Source organism: Synechococcus sp. H55.2 (assembly GCF_047462495.1).
In the GTDB taxonomy this organism is placed as follows: Bacteria; Cyanobacteriota; Cyanobacteriia; order Thermostichales; family Thermostichaceae; genus Thermostichus.
Map to the genome: position 1 here is coordinate 1 of NZ_JANSJH010000080.1, position 13,202 is coordinate 13,202.

A 13,202-nucleotide genomic window follows, 5' to 3' on the forward strand; every position below is an offset into this window, starting at 1 on the left:
GCTCGGCAGACTCAGCGCGGCTGGCCTGGATGGACTGATGCAGCTCCTGGATTTCTCGGCTGTTGGCAGCAACCTGTTCGGCCGTCCAAGCCAGCAGTTGCTCCACCCGATCTAAGCGGTCTTGACTCTGACTGTTCACCCGGACGCTCCGCCTTGCGAGTTAAAGTTAATCAACGCGCTCAGGCAATTATAAGCAAATCTCTGCCAACTTCGAGCTAAACTCGACCAAACAAAACAGGTGGCATTGTCAAGCCATAGAGCGAGCTGCTACTCCCAGAGCCGCCGAATAGGAGAGCGATGCAGCAACCGATGAGCCTCAGCCAGCAACTCTGGGATCCGCAGATGCTCTGGACAGCGGGGTAAACAGTCGCCGCATTCGGTACAGCGGTCGGCAGGCAAGCCCGGAAACCAATGTCCGGCTTGGCCAAACATGTTGTAGCGGTACTGGGCAAACTCTGTCATGTCGTGGGCAATGGCCAAGTTGCGCAGCCGCAGCACTTCGGGGATGTGAATCCCCTCTGGGCAGGGCAGGCAGGCGTAGCACTGAGCGCAGCGGCTGGATCCCAGACGCTCCTGCTCGGCTTGGCGCAACCGTTCCTGGATCCGTGGGCCCTCCACCCACCAACGGTCGGGATCCTGCAAAGCAGACAAGGCCACCTGCAACTCCTCAGGATGAGTGACACCCAAGCTGAGGGTGTGCACACGCGGATCTGCCAGCAGAAAACGATAGGCAAACTCCAAGGGGCTGAAGGGCGCACAGCACTCTTGCAGGTGTTGAGGGGGGCGATAGAGCATTCCCCCTTTATCGGCAGGAGAAATGATGAACACGCCCATATCCTGCTGGGCAGCCGCTTCCAGAGCCGGCGCATTGCGCTGTTGGAAAAAGTGATGGTGCAAATTGACAAAGTCAAAGCATCCGGTCTGGATGGCCTGCAGGATTAACTCCAGGGATCCATGGGTGGAAAACCCAATGTGGCGCACCCAGCCTTCTTGCTGGAGCTGCTTGAGAATCGGCAGCCCTTTCTGCAGTACCCACTCCAGATGTTCCGGCAGATTGATACCATGAAAGGCAAACTGATCCAAATAATCCACCCGCAGACGGCGCAGGGATGCCTGCAGCCGCTCCCGCAGACAATCGCTGGGAGTGAGCTTGCTGGTCAAAATCAACTGATGGCGTGGGAAGGGCAGAGCTGGCAAAATCTCGCCCAAGAGCGCCTCGGCGTGACCATAAGCCTGGGCCGTTTCGATGTGGTTGATCCCTGCAGCCAAGGCTGCCTCAACGGTTGCCTGAGCCTGATCCCTGGGCACATTGACCAAGCGCATGCTGCCCAGAGAAAAGGCTGAAATGAGCTGCTGGGTGCGTCCAAAGCGGCGGTAGAGCATTCCGGTTCTCGCATCCAATCGTCCCCTCAAGGCGGGAGACAGCCTCAGATTGCCGGGTACAGGCATTGTTGGGAATTGTTGCCCAGCAGTTCTGCTGCCAGCCGGATCGCCTGCTTGAGGCTCTCGGCGCGGGCCACCCCTTGGCCGGCAATATCGAAGGCGGTGCCATGGTCAGGGGAGGTGCGGATGAAAGGCAACCCGATCGTCAGGTTAACTGCCCGCTCAAAAGCCAGCATCTTCACCGGGATCAGGCCTTGATCATGATAGAGAGCCAAGTAGGCATCGGCCACGGCTGGGGATCCTTGGCCGTGCCAGGCTTGCGCGGGAGCCAGCCACATGGTGTCAGGGGGAAGCGGCCCCCAGATTTGGGCGTGGGGATAGGTGCGCAGCAGCTCGGTCAGCCATTCTTTTTCCTCAGATCCCAGTTGACCCCGTTCGCCGGCATGGGGATTGAGGCCGGCCACCGCGATCACGGGATCCGGGATCCCGAAGGTGTGGCGCAGGGATCCCACCAGCAAGTCCAGCTTTGTGCGCACTAAGTCTGGGGTCAGCACAGTGGGCACTTGGCCAAAGGGAATGTGGGTGGTGGCCAGCAAAACCCGCATCTGCCAACTGCTGTGGGGGGAACGGGCGACAAACATCATCCCGTAGCGTTCAGATCCGCTCAGTTGGGCCAACACCTCTGTTTGGCCGGGGAAGCGGTAGCCGGCTCGATGCCACAGATATTTGGCGATGGGCGCTGTCACGATCCCCTGAAACTCGCCCCCCAGCGTCTGTTCGATTGCCGTTTTCAGGTACACAAAACTGGCCGCCCCACCCTCGGCATCCCCTCGACCAATACGGCCAGACTGTAACCGAAAGCCTGTGTCGCATTCCAGCATTGGGATCCCTGCCGGATCGGCCAAGGTAGCCGCACACCTCTCCCTCAGTAGGCAGTGGGTAGCTTCCAAAACCTGCCGATCGCCCACCACGGTAATCCGCGCACAGGCCCGCACCTCGGGCTCTGCCAGCGCCTTGAGCACAATCTCCGGCCCAATTCCCGTGGGATCCCCCAACGTCAGGGCCAGTTTGGGCAGTGACAGGCTCATCAGGTCTTCTCTCGACAAGACAGGCGCTCCTTTTTCTTTTCTTGCCAATTCCTAGAGATCCCCCAAAAAGGGGGATACGTTAATCCATTCTGGCCCTAGGCCCGCCAGCAGGCTTTCTTCTTTCCGCTTCCAATTTCTAGAGAGCACGCAGAAAGCTGAAGCAGGACATTATCGCCGCAACCATCCAAGTTCCCGAAGAACGTTAGATTTTTGAGATTTTTGTTGCCAATTGATTGCGGATCCCTGGCAAAGGATTGACTGAGCAGGGGATTCGTTAGAGAGTATTTTCACCGGCTCGGCCGTCTGTACTTTGTCGCAGTTGTTGGCTGCTCTGATAGTCTTGACCGAGTAGGCACTTGTAAAGAGCTTTCCACCTATGGCCGACCAGGTATCCAAATCTGCTTGGAGGATCCGTTCCCTGCTGCTGCCCCTGTTGGCGGGGGCTGCCCTCGGCTGTGGGGGGAGTGGCAGCAGCTCTCCGTCTCTTTCGCCACCGGCTGGGGAGCCTGTCATCCTAAGAGTGGATCCGGTCAGGGGCCCCTTCACCAAGCTGGCCGATGCAGTTGCGGAAGCGCAGCGGCTACAGAGCGCCACAGCGGGGCTAGAGGTGCTGATCCAGATCTTGGGGACGGGCAGGGAAACTTTGCAAAGCAACCTGGCCCTGGATGGGGGCGACGGCACCAATGGCGGGCGCATTCGCGTCACCAACTCCACAGCTTACGAGATCCTCACCGGCCTGTTTGACGTGATTGTAGCCAGCCAAACCAGCCTGCAGGGGGTGGACGTGGTGCTGGGGGGCGGACGGGTTCAGGTGAACGACGGCACCTTTCAGCCGCGCAAGGTCACCCTCAACGATCCCCGCTCCAACATCTTGGTCAACGGCAATGCCGCCGTCCTGGAAGGGGCTTTGGGCCAACTGGCTCAGATTCTGTGCCAGCAATTTTTGGATCCCTGTGTGCAGATCTCCGGCAATGGCCGGGTCGCGAGCGTCTCACCCATTGTCAGCAAAGCCGGTGGGGTGGGTATAGGCACTGTGCCGGGGAGCAATCCCACCCTCGAGAACAACGCGATCCTCCTGCAAGCTCTGGGAGCTTTGGCGGTTCGCTACAGCAACAACTCCGGCGGGGTCTTCCGCAACAACCAGATCGAAGGGGATCCGCCCACTGCTGCGGCTGGGTTGGCGTTGCAGGCTCGCCAGACAGATGCCGGCGGCACCACCGGGATCCAACTGGATGGAGCGGGATCGGCGCCGGCGATTCAATCCAACCGGATCGGCGTGGGCGGGATAGCCGGCAGCGTCGGCATTCGCATCTTGCAAGGAACCCAGGCCCGCACCATTACCGGAAATACGTTCCTAGCTCGGGGCGAGGGCGCGGGGGTAGCCATTCAAGTAGCTCCCGGCACGCCGGAGGCAGTAGTCGCCGCCTACTTGGCCGGCAACAGCTTCCAGGGGAACTTTGCTGAGAGAATCGGCGGCGGATCTGCGCCGACGCCGACAGCGACCCCTGTCCCGACTCCGAGGCCATCTCCAACTCCCCCGGTGCTCGGCACCGGCCCAATTCAGATTACTCTCACCTGGAACACTATCGATGACCTTGACCTATATGTCACGGATCCCAGGCAGCAGACAGTGTTTTTTGACAATCGGGTTATTCCTTCTGGGGGACAGCTAGATGTGGATGCCAATGCCGACTGCGTTGCCGTAACAGAAAATCCTGTAGAGAATGTTTTTTGGGCCTCCACCCCGCCCTCAGGCCTGTACCTTATTGAGGTGAGGTTGTTCCGGCGCTGTTCTCAGGTCACTGCTCCCATTCCCTTTACTGTAACAGTTCGCAAAAGCGGAAGCGCCGCACAAACCTTCAGCGGATCGGCCACCTCTCCTGGCTCTGCGAGCAGGTTTACCTTTTCCTTTCCCTAAAGTTGGCTAAGGCTGGCATCCATTCGTCCTGGACACCCCCATTCCAGTTCTTGACTCAGGGATCCAGAAAACTTTTCCCCACCTTGCAGACAAGTGAGCCGCACAAGTTCAAACAGCCATAGCGGCCACAAAACACCTTCTTGAAGCAGAGTTCTTCTCCCCTCTCCCAGGGGGAGAGGGGTCGGGGGTGAGGGACAGCAGTGCCGAGTGCAGGGGATCCCTATTCCACGGCGGCCTTGGCTGCTTTCGCCTCTTTGGCGGCTCTCATTTCTGCCAGAATCTCCTCCGGCCGCTTGCCAGCCCGTTGGGATCCGGCAGGCAGCTCATGGGGATCGATCACCCCCTTGGGCAGGTAGGCAAACTCCCGCAGCGGCGTCACCATCGGGTCTTCCGTGACCTTGGAAGGCAAACGGCCCATCGCCACCTGGTGGTAGTTGAGGTCGTGGCGGTCGTAGGTGGCTAGCTCATAATCTTCGGTAACCGAGAGGCAATTGGTGGGGCAAAACTCCACACAATTGGCACAGAAAATGCACACTCCAAAATCGATGCTGTAGCTGTAAAGCTCTTTTTTCTTCATCTCGGTGTTATAGGCCCAGTCCACCACCGGCAGGTCGATGGGGCAAACCCGAACACAGATCTCGCAGGCAATGCACTTATCGAACTCGAAATGAATGCGTCCCCGAAAGCGCTCGGAGGGGATCAGCTTTTCAAAGGGGTATTGCACAGTCACCGGGCGACGGCCCATGTGGTCGAAAACCACCCCCATCCCCTGGCCGATGTACTTGGCCGCTTTGAAAGCATCGCTTACGTATTCGCCAACTCGCTTCAGAAAAGTCATGGCCTGTTCTCTCCCTCTCTCGCTTTCTTTACTTTCATTACTTTCATTCAACCCCCGAAAACGCTTGGGAAGGCGAGTTTCAAAGCTGCCGTCAACAGCAAATTGACAAACGAGACGGGCAGCAGAAATTTCCACCCCAAGTCCAGCAGTTGGTCAATACGCACCCGCGGCAAGGTCCAGCGCAAGAGGATGGCCAAGAACACGAAGATAAAAGCCTTGACCATCGTCATGAGAATCCCTAAGACCGCCGCGCCGATCTGCAAAAAGGGGTTGTCCAACGGGATCCCAGCCCAGGCGGCGATCGTCTCCACCGGCACCACGAACGACCAGCCGCCCAAGTACAACACCGCTGCAATCAGGGAAGCCAGCAGCAAGTTGGCGTAGGATCCCAGATAAAACAGGGCAAATTTCATGCCGGAGTACTCCGTTTGGTAGCCAGCCACCAGCTCCTCCTCGGCTTCCGGCAAGTCGAACGGGATCCGCTCCGTTTCCGCCAGGGCCGAGATCAAGAAAATGACAAAGCCAATCGGCTGCCGCCAGACGTTCCAACTGAGGATCCCCAGTCCGCTCTGCTGCTCCACAATCCCCACGGTGTCCAAGCCGTTGCTCATCAGCACCACCGCCAGCACCGACAGAGCTAGGGGTAGCTCGTAGCTGATCGACTGGGCCGCCGCCCGCAGCCCCCCCAGCAGGGAATACTTGTTGTTGGAGCCGTAGCCGGACATCAACAAGCCGATGGGCTGCACGCTGGAGGTGGCGATCAGGAAAAAGACGCCGATGGCGATGTTGGAGATCAACAGGTTCTGGCCGAAGGGAACCACCAGGTAGCACAAAAAGACCGGCAGGAAAACGAGGATCGGCCCCAGCGTGAACAAAACCGGGTCGGCCAGGCTGGGCAGCACATCTTCCTTCGTCAAGAGCTTGAGGCCATCGGCAATCGGGATCAGCACCCCCTGCGGCCCGGCCATGTTGGGGCCAATCCGCTGTTGGGCCGCTGCCGAGATCTTGCGCTCCAGCCAAGTCATCACCATCACCCCTAGAGTGGCGGCGATGACCAGCAACAACATGGGTAGGGGCATCCAGAGGGCGTGGGCAGCACCTGGGCCCAAGCCCAAGTTTTGCAGGGCAGTCTCAAAGCCAAGCTGTAGGTCGATACCGGCAGTTGTCATGGGGTTGAGTAGCTCCCTAAAGACGGTGGGTCAAAAAAACCTTGGATCCCGTGCGTTAACTAAGCCTTGCCGTTGGGATCCGACTGAGGGGGACGGTGGCGGCGGCGTAGCTCCTGCTGAATGATGGCCTGGAGGCGAGCATCGGATAGCTGCTCTGCGCGGCGACGCCTTTCTTCTTGGTACTTGGCCCATTGCTTGGGGCCGATAATTGCGGCAATAGTTGCAACAATCAAGAGCGGCAGTACCAAGATCGCCCAGGCCATCGCCTTTATCCTCGCTTTCCTAGCGGTATTTTAGCGATCCACCTCCCCCATGATGATGTCGATGCTGCCCAGAATGGCGATCATATCGGCTACCTTCATGCCGCGAATGAGCTGAGGCAGCACCTGCAGATTGACAAAGCCAGGCGGACGAATTTTCCAGCGCCAGGGACAGACATTGTCGTCGCCGACGATGTAAATGCCCAGCTCGCCTTTGGCGCTCTCCACCCGCACGTAGGCCTCTCCTTTGGGGATCTTGAAGTTGGCCGAGGGTTTTTTGCTGATGAACTGGTAATCGCCTTTGTTCCACTCCGACTTTGGCCCCTCCAGCATGCGTTTGGCTTCCAGATTTTCAAAGGGGCCACCGGGCAGGGCCTTCACCGCCTGCTGGACAATTTTGCAGGACTGGCGCATCTCTTTCATACGCACCCGATAGCGGGCCAGGCAATCCCCCTCTGGGTAAACGGCCACCTCCCAGTCGAAGTCGTCGTAGCACTCGTAGTGATCCACCTTGCGCAGATCCCAGTTGACGCCGCAGGCGCGCAGCATGGGGCCGGATAGACCCCAGTTGATGGCATCCTGCTTGGAGATGACCCCCACCCCTTCCAGCCGCCGGCGGAAAATGGGGTTGTCGGTAACCAGCCGCTCGTACTCATCTACTTTGGGCAGGAAGTACTCGCAAAAATCGAGGCATTTTTCCGTCCAGCCGTAGGGCAGATCCACCGCTACGCCCCCGACGCGGAAGTAGTTGTTGTTGATGAGGCGCATGCCGGTGACGGCTTCAAACAAATCCAAGATCCACTCCCGCTCCCGCATGGCGTAGAGGAAGGGGGTTTGGGCGCCCAAGTCCGCCAAGAAGGGGCCGAACCAGAGCAGGTGGTTGGTGATGCGGGTCAGCTCCAACATGATCACCCGCAAGTAGCTGGCCCGCCGGGGCACCGGGATCCCGGCCAGTTTCTCGACGGCGTTGACGGTGATGGCCTCGTTGAACATGCCAGCGCCGTAGTCCCAGCGGGAGACGTAGGGCAGGTATTGCACCACGGTGCGGTTTTCGGCAATTTTTTCCATGCCGCGGTGCAAGTAGCCGATCACCGGCTCGCAATCGACGATGTTTTCGCCATCGAGGGTGACCAGCAGGCGCAAGACCCCGTGCATAGAGGGATGGTGCGGCCCAAAGTTGAGCAGCATCCGGTCGGTACGGGTCTCGATCATGGGCATGGGCATAGCCGCCGCCTCCGCAACTGAAGAATGTTTATGGTCTGCAACATTTGCAGTATAACGGCTTTCCCGCGGTTCCTCGATCTCTCAGGCCATCAGGGATCCCAATTTTCGTCATTGAGGATCCCCTAATGGGTTCGGCTAGAGTGTTTTAAAAAAGGTAAGGAGAGGGATGGCGGCATCTGGTTCACCCCCGAATGGCTTATCTCGGCGGGAGCAACAGCATCCGCTATATGCTACCGACAGGGCTGTGCTTGATGAGCTGATGGCGCAGGCTCGGGAGAACCCTCCCTCCGATTGGGTGCTGGCCGAAGTCGCCCGTCTGCGCATCCGCTATCAAGGTTTCCCTGGCGCCTGGGATCTGCAGCAGGATTTGGATCAGATCCTGGAGCAGTGGGGCCTGAGCGAAGAGGAGCTGTTTGCCCGCACCCGCCAGATCCACGCTCGCGGCCAGGTGTACGACCGCAGCTTCAGCACGCGAGACGACTGGGCCTAGGAGGTCTGGAGTTGCTCCGCAAAAACAGGATCCAGAGGCACATCCAAAGCAGCGATGACCTTGGTCCAGAAGTTCATAAAGCCGATCCAGGCCGAGAGCTCCACCAGATCTTCATCCGACCAGATGGCTTTGAGTTGGGCAAAGAAGCTATCGGTAACCACCATGCTGGGCACGGTCATGCGCTCGGCGTACTCGATGGCCAGTTTCTCCGCCTCGGTGTAGAGGGTGCTGGTGCGGGCCTGGGCCACCGCCGCAATTTTGGCCGGGCTAGCTCCGTGTTTTTGCGCCTGCAGGGTGTGGTAGGGCAGGCAGTAGTGGCGGCAGCCGTTGATCTGGGCAATGCGGATGCTGACCAGCTCCTTCAGCTCTTCGGGCAAGTTGGGGTTGTCGGTGTGCAGCGCCCCGTAAAGGTTCATCACCGCCCGCATCAGTTGCGGCTTATGGGCCATCACCTGTAGCGGGTTGAGGGCGGTGCCATAGGTTTTCTCCAGGCTTTCGTAAACCTTCTGCAGTTGCTTATCGGCTTTTTCTGGGGGAACAGGAGGGATCCGCATGGATGATCTATAAAATTGCAGCATTCTCGACTTTAGCGCGTTTGGGGGATCCGCCCAAGCCTTCCACTCCGCTGCCCTGGCTGTTTCCTCAGGGATCCCTGCTCCCGCCCAGGATTGAACTTCGAACCTTCCGGCAATTCTTGCCTGAAAAGCTTTTCCCGGTCATGGGTTGCCCAAGGATTGCTCAATGGCTTCTACCTGCTGTTGGGTGGCCGTAGCCCCTTGATTGAGGGTTTGCTGGAGCTGTTCCCGCGACTGGTAGATCTGCAGCGGCCCTCCCTGGGGGATCCCTTGCTGGGCGGCCTCAGGGCTGGCCTGTTCCGGCCTCGGCTCTGAACCGAGCGGGTTGCGATAGAGGCGGTTCACAACCAAAAAGCCCACCAGCACCACGGCAGTTGCCACCAAAAGTCGAACCATACCCGGATCCCTTGCGAGCACCTGGTTCTAAAATGCCCAAAAAGAGCCTCAGGTATCAGAGGTCGGGCACAATGGTGCAGACTGCTCAGCCGGTACGGGTTGGCATTGGCGGCCCGGTGGGATCCGGAAAAACCGCCCTGGTGGAAAAGCTCTGTCTGTCGCTGCGGGATCACCTGTCTTTGGCCGTGGTGACCAACGACATTTATACCCGCGAAGATGCCGAGTTTTTGGTGCGGGCCAAGGCGCTGGAAGCGGAGCGGATCATCGGCGTGGAGACCGGCGGCTGTCCCCACACGGCCATTCGGGAAGACGCCTCCCTCAACCTCGATGCCATTCAGGAGCTGGAGCGCCGCTTCTGTCCCCTGGATCTCATCCTGGTGGAATCGGGGGGGGATAACTTGGCAGCCACCTTCAGCCCAGAGCTGGTGGATGCCTGCATCTATGTTATTGATGTGGCCGAAGGGGACAAGATCCCGCGCAAGGGGGGGCCGGGGATCACCCGCTCTGACCTGCTGGTGATCAACAAGATCGACCTGGCGCCCTACGTAGGGGCAGACTTGGGGGTGATGGAACGGGATGCCCGCCGCATGCGGGGGGACAGGCCTTTTGTCTTCACCAACCTGCGCACGGGCGAGGGGCTGGAGCAGATCCTGGGCTGGCTGGAGCGGGAGGTGCTCTTTCGCTCCATCCAGGCCGATTCTCCCTCTGTGAGCCACCTGTGAACTTCGGCAAGGCCCTCTTGAAGATCAGCCGCCAAGGCCAACAGACCCACATTTGGGAGTATTCTCAGGCCCCCCTGCAATGGCTGGGATCCCCGGGTGAGCCGCCACTCTATTACCTACGCAACCCCAATGGTGGACTGCTGGGCGGGGATCGCCACCGCATCGCCATCGAGCTGGGGGCAGGCGCAGCGCTGGAAATTCGCACCCAAGGGGCAACCCGCCTCCACCCCGGCCTGAGCCGGCAACAGGCCAAGGTCAAGCTGGCTCCCACCAGCCAACTGATCTGGATCCCTCACCCGACCATTCTGGGCGCAGGAGCAGACTTCCGCCAACAGGTGCAGATCGAACTGGATCCCAGTGCCCGCCTGGCCTATGCCGAGATCTGGACAGCCGGGCGGCTGGCCATGGGGGAATGCTGGCAGTTTCGGCGCCTTTCCAGCAGCTTGCGGGTTTGGGTCGCTGCCGGGATCCCCGCCTCCACAGACGGGAGCAAACTCTGGCTGCAGGAGCACCTAGACCTGCGCTTTCCCCACCAGCATATCTCCGCCGCGTCGGTGCTGGGATCCCATCTCTGCTGGGGATCCCTGTACTTACTGGGGGATTGGCCAGAGCCGGAGTGGCCGACGGATACGCACCACTGGCTGCTGCGGTCGCCGGATCCCGTCTGTCAGGGCTGGATCTTGCGCCAGGTGGGACCCCAGGCAGAGGCCATCTGGCAGCAGTTTGGCCAAGTTGTGCAACAGCTTGCCCCGGCCAAGAGAAGCTCAAACCAGGGGTGGTAGGCTAGGGCTGGCTTAGCCCAACCCGTTGCACGAGATCATGAACGCCGCTCGACGCATTATCAGACGTTCCGTCCGCAAGGGGCGAAGCCGCTGGCTCCTCCTCTACGAAAAAGGAATGGCCCTGCTGGCTTTGGGCAACCTGTGCTTGGTGCTCTTCGACCTCAGCTACGTGCCCTGGCGAGACTTCTGGCTCCAGGGGCGGGTGCAGATCTTCGGTGCCTTTGGCCCTCCCATTCCCTTGCCCATCCTCTCCCAACAGACCAGCCGCTCCCCGGTAACCGACCTATACGACCCGGTTAAAGGCATTGAGCCCAACCCGGAAACCCAGCGCTACTTGGCCCTGGTGGATGAGCTGCGCCAGGTCACCCTGCGCTTTGGGGTGGAGTCGGAAGCTGCGGCACCGATCCTGGCCCGCCTGCGGCAACTGAGCGACGAGATGATCGAGACCAACCCCTTTCAGGCCGCCAACAAAACCGGCCAGTTTGTGCGCATCCTCAACTTGATGCGGGAGCACATCCCCGAAGCCGACTCGGCCAGGGCTGCCTTCGCCCGCTTCTGGACTGCCGAATACTTGGCCAGCGTCGATCCCAAAGACGGGATCGAATTTTTCCAGGCCCGCCTGCGCCCCCTCTTCGAGACCAATTACTCCCGCCCCATCGGCGAGAGCGGCAACCCGGTGGACTTTTTCCCCCTGCTGGACCTTCCCTTTGCCTTGCTGTTTGGGCTGGAATTTGTGCTGCGCACGGTGGCCATCAGCCGTCGCTACACCGGCGTCAATTGGCTGGATGCCATGCTCTGGCGCTGGTACGATGTGCTGCTGCTGCTGCCCTTTTGGCGCTGGCTGCGGGTGATCCCGGTTACCATCCGGCTGGGACAGGCGCAGTTGCTGGATCTGGAGCGGGTTCGCGCTCAGGTGAGCCAAGGCTTTGTCGCCAACTTCGCCGAAGACCTGACCGAGGTCATCGTCGTGCGGGTGATCAACCAAATCCAGGCATCCATCCAGCGGGGATCCCTGCCCCTGTTGCCGGCAGCCGATCCCTCCCGCAGCTACATCGACCTCAACGAGATCAACGAGCTGGAAGCCATTGCCAACCTGGTTTTTCGCACCGTCCTCTACCGCGTCCTGCCCCAGGTCCAGCCGGAGGTGGAGCAATTGCTCCGCTACAACCTGGGTGGCCTGCTCAAACAACTCCCCGCCCTGCAAACCCTGGAACGGCTGCCCGGCCTCGGATCCCTGCCCGGCCAACTGACGGAGCGCCTGGCCAGCGAGCTGACCACCACCACCTATAAAACCTTGACCAACAGCTTCGAGGATCCCGTCGGCTCCCAGTTGGCGGCCCAACTGTTGCGGCGCTTTGGCGAAGTCTTGGCCAACGAACTCACCCAGCAACATGCGCTGGAGGAAATTCGCTCCCTGTTACAGGACTTGCTGGAAGAGATCAAGATCAACTACGTGGAGCGCCTCTCCCACGAAGATCTGGAGGAAGTGATGGAGCAAACCCGCAAGCTGCGGCAAAAAGCTCAACAACTGCAGCAAGCCCGCAGCGCGTAGGAGTGGTTGACGAGGTTGCGCCGGTTCAGTAGGATAATGTTTCTAGTCCGGGCGAGTGGCGAAACTGGTAGACGCACCGCACTCAAAATGCGGCGGGAAACCGTGTCGGTTCGAATCCGACCTTGCCCATGCCCTCGAGCTGCTAGGCTGCAGGTATTACCCAGCAGATAATAGATAAAGACTTTGGGGTTCAGATGGGATCAATTGGTAGGGATCCGCCTGGTTAAGCTCTCGACAGAGGTGAGCAAAAGACTGGAGACTTTCAAGGCGCTCCGCGAGCTCGCTGAGGGTGTCTAGGTATTCGGCTAAAGCCGCTTGGGAAAGGTACCAAGACTTGTCCAGCTCTTGGAAGTAGGTCATCTGGAACTCGACAGAAAGATTCTTTTCCCTAAGGAAGCGCTGCTCCGGTGTAAGCGCTCGATCAAATGGGGAAAGACGAGCAATGCGCTGGATGCGTTCGCTAGAGATGTGGCCAGCAAAGCCGGGAGCTGTGTACGTATAGGCCGTCCGGAGCTGAGGTCGATCCGCTGGCAAGAGAGCTGCACACCACCTTTCGCTTAGTTCCCGGAAACGAGGAACCTCAAAGTCCAGGGCATCGACGGCATCTTGCAGGTACCCATGCTTAAGCAGAAGCTGGGATTCCGCCGCTAGGGAAACTGCCCAACCCTTGAGGGCAATATCGCCAAGCAGTAGGCAGTGGGCCTGGCGCTCAACAGGGATCTGATGGGCTTGGTCGGAGAAAAAGATGCGGGCTTCCGCTAGCGCCTTAAGGGCATCGCGAGGAGAAGCCTCAGGGAATCGGTGC

The 13,202-nt window shown here is 59.6% G+C and carries 14 protein-coding genes and 1 tRNA gene; 6 read left to right on the plus strand and 9 right to left on the minus strand.

What is annotated here, in order from left to right; translation table 11 throughout:
- Positions 1-267: 267 nt before the first annotated feature.
- A complete protein-coding gene (locus NW844_RS09760) occupies positions 268-1,383 on the minus strand; it encodes an aldo/keto reductase (RefSeq protein ID WP_414335235.1) in 1,116 nt (371 codons plus the stop codon).
- Positions 1,384-1,427: 44 nt separating this feature from the next.
- On the minus strand, positions 1,428-2,474 hold the full coding sequence (gene pdxA / locus NW844_RS09765) for a 4-hydroxythreonine-4-phosphate dehydrogenase PdxA (protein ID WP_414335236.1): 1,047 nt from the start codon (positions 2,472-2,474) through the stop codon (positions 1,428-1,430).
- 373 nt (positions 2,475-2,847) lie between these two features.
- On the opposite strand from pdxA, the gene NW844_RS09770 reads away from it, so the two are divergent.
- Positions 2,848-4,389 (plus strand): right-handed parallel beta-helix repeat-containing protein, encoded by a 1,542-nt coding sequence (locus tag NW844_RS09770; protein ID WP_414335214.1) that lies wholly within the window; start codon positions 2,848-2,850, stop codon positions 4,387-4,389.
- Positions 4,390-4,609: 220 nt separating this feature from the next.
- On the opposite strand, the gene ndhI is transcribed toward NW844_RS09770, so the two are convergent.
- From ndhI to NW844_RS09790, 4 genes are read right to left on the minus strand one after another with little or no spacing between them, the layout of a single operon-like run.
- The gene (gene ndhI, locus NW844_RS09775) at positions 4,610-5,227 is read right to left on the minus strand and encodes an NAD(P)H-quinone oxidoreductase subunit I (protein ID WP_414335216.1); all 618 of its coding nucleotides are present in this window, start codon (positions 5,225-5,227) and stop codon (positions 4,610-4,612) included.
- 47 nt (positions 5,228-5,274) lie between these two features.
- Positions 5,275-6,396, minus strand: coding sequence for an NADH-quinone oxidoreductase subunit NuoH (gene nuoH, locus NW844_RS09780; RefSeq protein ID WP_414335218.1), 1,122 nt, complete (start codon positions 6,394-6,396; stop codon positions 5,275-5,277).
- Positions 6,397-6,455: 59 nt separating this feature from the next.
- Positions 6,456-6,659 carry a hypothetical protein gene (locus NW844_RS09785; RefSeq protein WP_414335220.1) on the minus strand — a complete coding sequence of 68 codons (204 nt, stop codon included), beginning with the start codon at positions 6,657-6,659 and terminating at the stop codon, positions 6,456-6,458.
- Between the two features lie 30 nt (positions 6,660-6,689).
- Positions 6,690-7,874 (minus strand): NAD(P)H-quinone oxidoreductase subunit H, encoded by a 1,185-nt coding sequence (locus NW844_RS09790; RefSeq protein ID WP_414335237.1) that lies wholly within the window; start codon positions 7,872-7,874, stop codon positions 6,690-6,692.
- Positions 7,875-8,046: 172 nt separating this feature from the next.
- Here NW844_RS09790 and NW844_RS09795 point away from each other — a divergent pair, with 172 nt between their 5' ends.
- Positions 8,047-8,370, plus strand: a complete 324-nt coding sequence (locus NW844_RS09795) for a DUF3288 family protein (protein ID WP_414335221.1) — start codon at positions 8,047-8,049, stop codon at positions 8,368-8,370.
- Here NW844_RS09795 and NW844_RS09800 read toward each other — a convergent pair.
- Positions 8,367-8,924 carry a carboxymuconolactone decarboxylase family protein gene (locus tag NW844_RS09800; RefSeq protein ID WP_414335223.1) on the minus strand — a complete coding sequence of 186 codons (558 nt, stop codon included), beginning with the start codon at positions 8,922-8,924 and terminating at the stop codon, positions 8,367-8,369. The genes NW844_RS09795 and NW844_RS09800 overlap by 4 nt on opposite strands.
- A gap of 162 nt (positions 8,925-9,086) precedes the next feature.
- Positions 9,087-9,341, minus strand: a complete 255-nt coding sequence (locus NW844_RS09805; RefSeq protein WP_414335225.1) for a hypothetical protein — start codon at positions 9,339-9,341, stop codon at positions 9,087-9,089.
- Between the two features lie 71 nt (positions 9,342-9,412).
- Between NW844_RS09805 and ureG the strand changes: the two genes are divergently transcribed.
- The 4 genes from ureG to NW844_RS09825 all read left to right on the plus strand — a co-directional run bounded on the left by ureG (position 9,413) and on the right by NW844_RS09825 (position 12,526).
- The gene (ureG, locus tag NW844_RS09810) at positions 9,413-10,063 is read left to right on the plus strand and encodes an urease accessory protein UreG (RefSeq protein WP_414335227.1); all 651 of its coding nucleotides are present in this window, start codon (positions 9,413-9,415) and stop codon (positions 10,061-10,063) included.
- Complete coding sequence (locus tag NW844_RS09815; RefSeq protein WP_414335229.1) at positions 10,060-10,845, plus strand: urease accessory protein UreD; 786 nt, start codon at positions 10,060-10,062, stop codon at positions 10,843-10,845. The genes ureG and NW844_RS09815 overlap by 4 nt, the downstream gene beginning before the upstream one ends.
- A gap of 37 nt (positions 10,846-10,882) precedes the next feature.
- Positions 10,883-12,397 (plus strand): hypothetical protein, encoded by a 1,515-nt coding sequence (locus tag NW844_RS09820; RefSeq protein ID WP_414335231.1) that lies wholly within the window; start codon positions 10,883-10,885, stop codon positions 12,395-12,397.
- A 49-nt stretch (positions 12,398-12,446) separates the two neighbouring features.
- Positions 12,447-12,526: transfer RNA gene (locus NW844_RS09825), tRNA-Leu, on the plus strand.
- Positions 12,527-12,553: 27 nt separating this feature from the next.
- Here the strand turns inward: NW844_RS09825 and NW844_RS09830 are convergent.
- A partial coding sequence (locus NW844_RS09830; protein ID WP_414335233.1) for a hypothetical protein occupies positions 12,554-13,202 on the minus strand: 649 nt, incomplete at its 5' end.

Coding starts and splice junctions, on each gene's coding strand:
- NW844_RS09760 (WP_414335235.1), bottom strand. CDS start 1,383: ATGCTCTACCGCCGCTTTGGACGCACCCAGCAGCTCATTTCAGCCTTT.
- NW844_RS09770 (WP_414335214.1), top strand. CDS start 2,848: ATGGCCGACCAGGTATCCAAATCTGCTTGGAGGATCCGTTCCCTGCTG.
- ndhI (WP_414335216.1), bottom strand. CDS start 5,227: ATGACTTTTCTGAAGCGAGTTGGCGAATACGTAAGCGATGCTTTCAAA.
- nuoH (WP_414335218.1), bottom strand. CDS start 6,396: ATGACAACTGCCGGTATCGACCTACAGCTTGGCTTTGAGACTGCCCTG.
- NW844_RS09785 (WP_414335220.1), bottom strand. CDS start 6,659: ATGGCCTGGGCGATCTTGGTACTGCCGCTCTTGATTGTTGCAACTATT.
- NW844_RS09790 (WP_414335237.1), bottom strand. CDS start 7,874: ATGCCCATGATCGAGACCCGTACCGACCGGATGCTGCTCAACTTTGGG.
- NW844_RS09795 (WP_414335221.1), top strand. CDS start 8,047: ATGGCGGCATCTGGTTCACCCCCGAATGGCTTATCTCGGCGGGAGCAA.
- NW844_RS09800 (WP_414335223.1), bottom strand. CDS start 8,924: ATGCGGATCCCTCCTGTTCCCCCAGAAAAAGCCGATAAGCAACTGCAG.
- NW844_RS09805 (WP_414335225.1), bottom strand. CDS start 9,341: ATGGTTCGACTTTTGGTGGCAACTGCCGTGGTGCTGGTGGGCTTTTTG.
- ureG (WP_414335227.1), top strand. CDS start 9,413: ATGGTGCAGACTGCTCAGCCGGTACGGGTTGGCATTGGCGGCCCGGTG.
- NW844_RS09820 (WP_414335231.1), top strand. CDS start 10,883: ATGAACGCCGCTCGACGCATTATCAGACGTTCCGTCCGCAAGGGGCGA.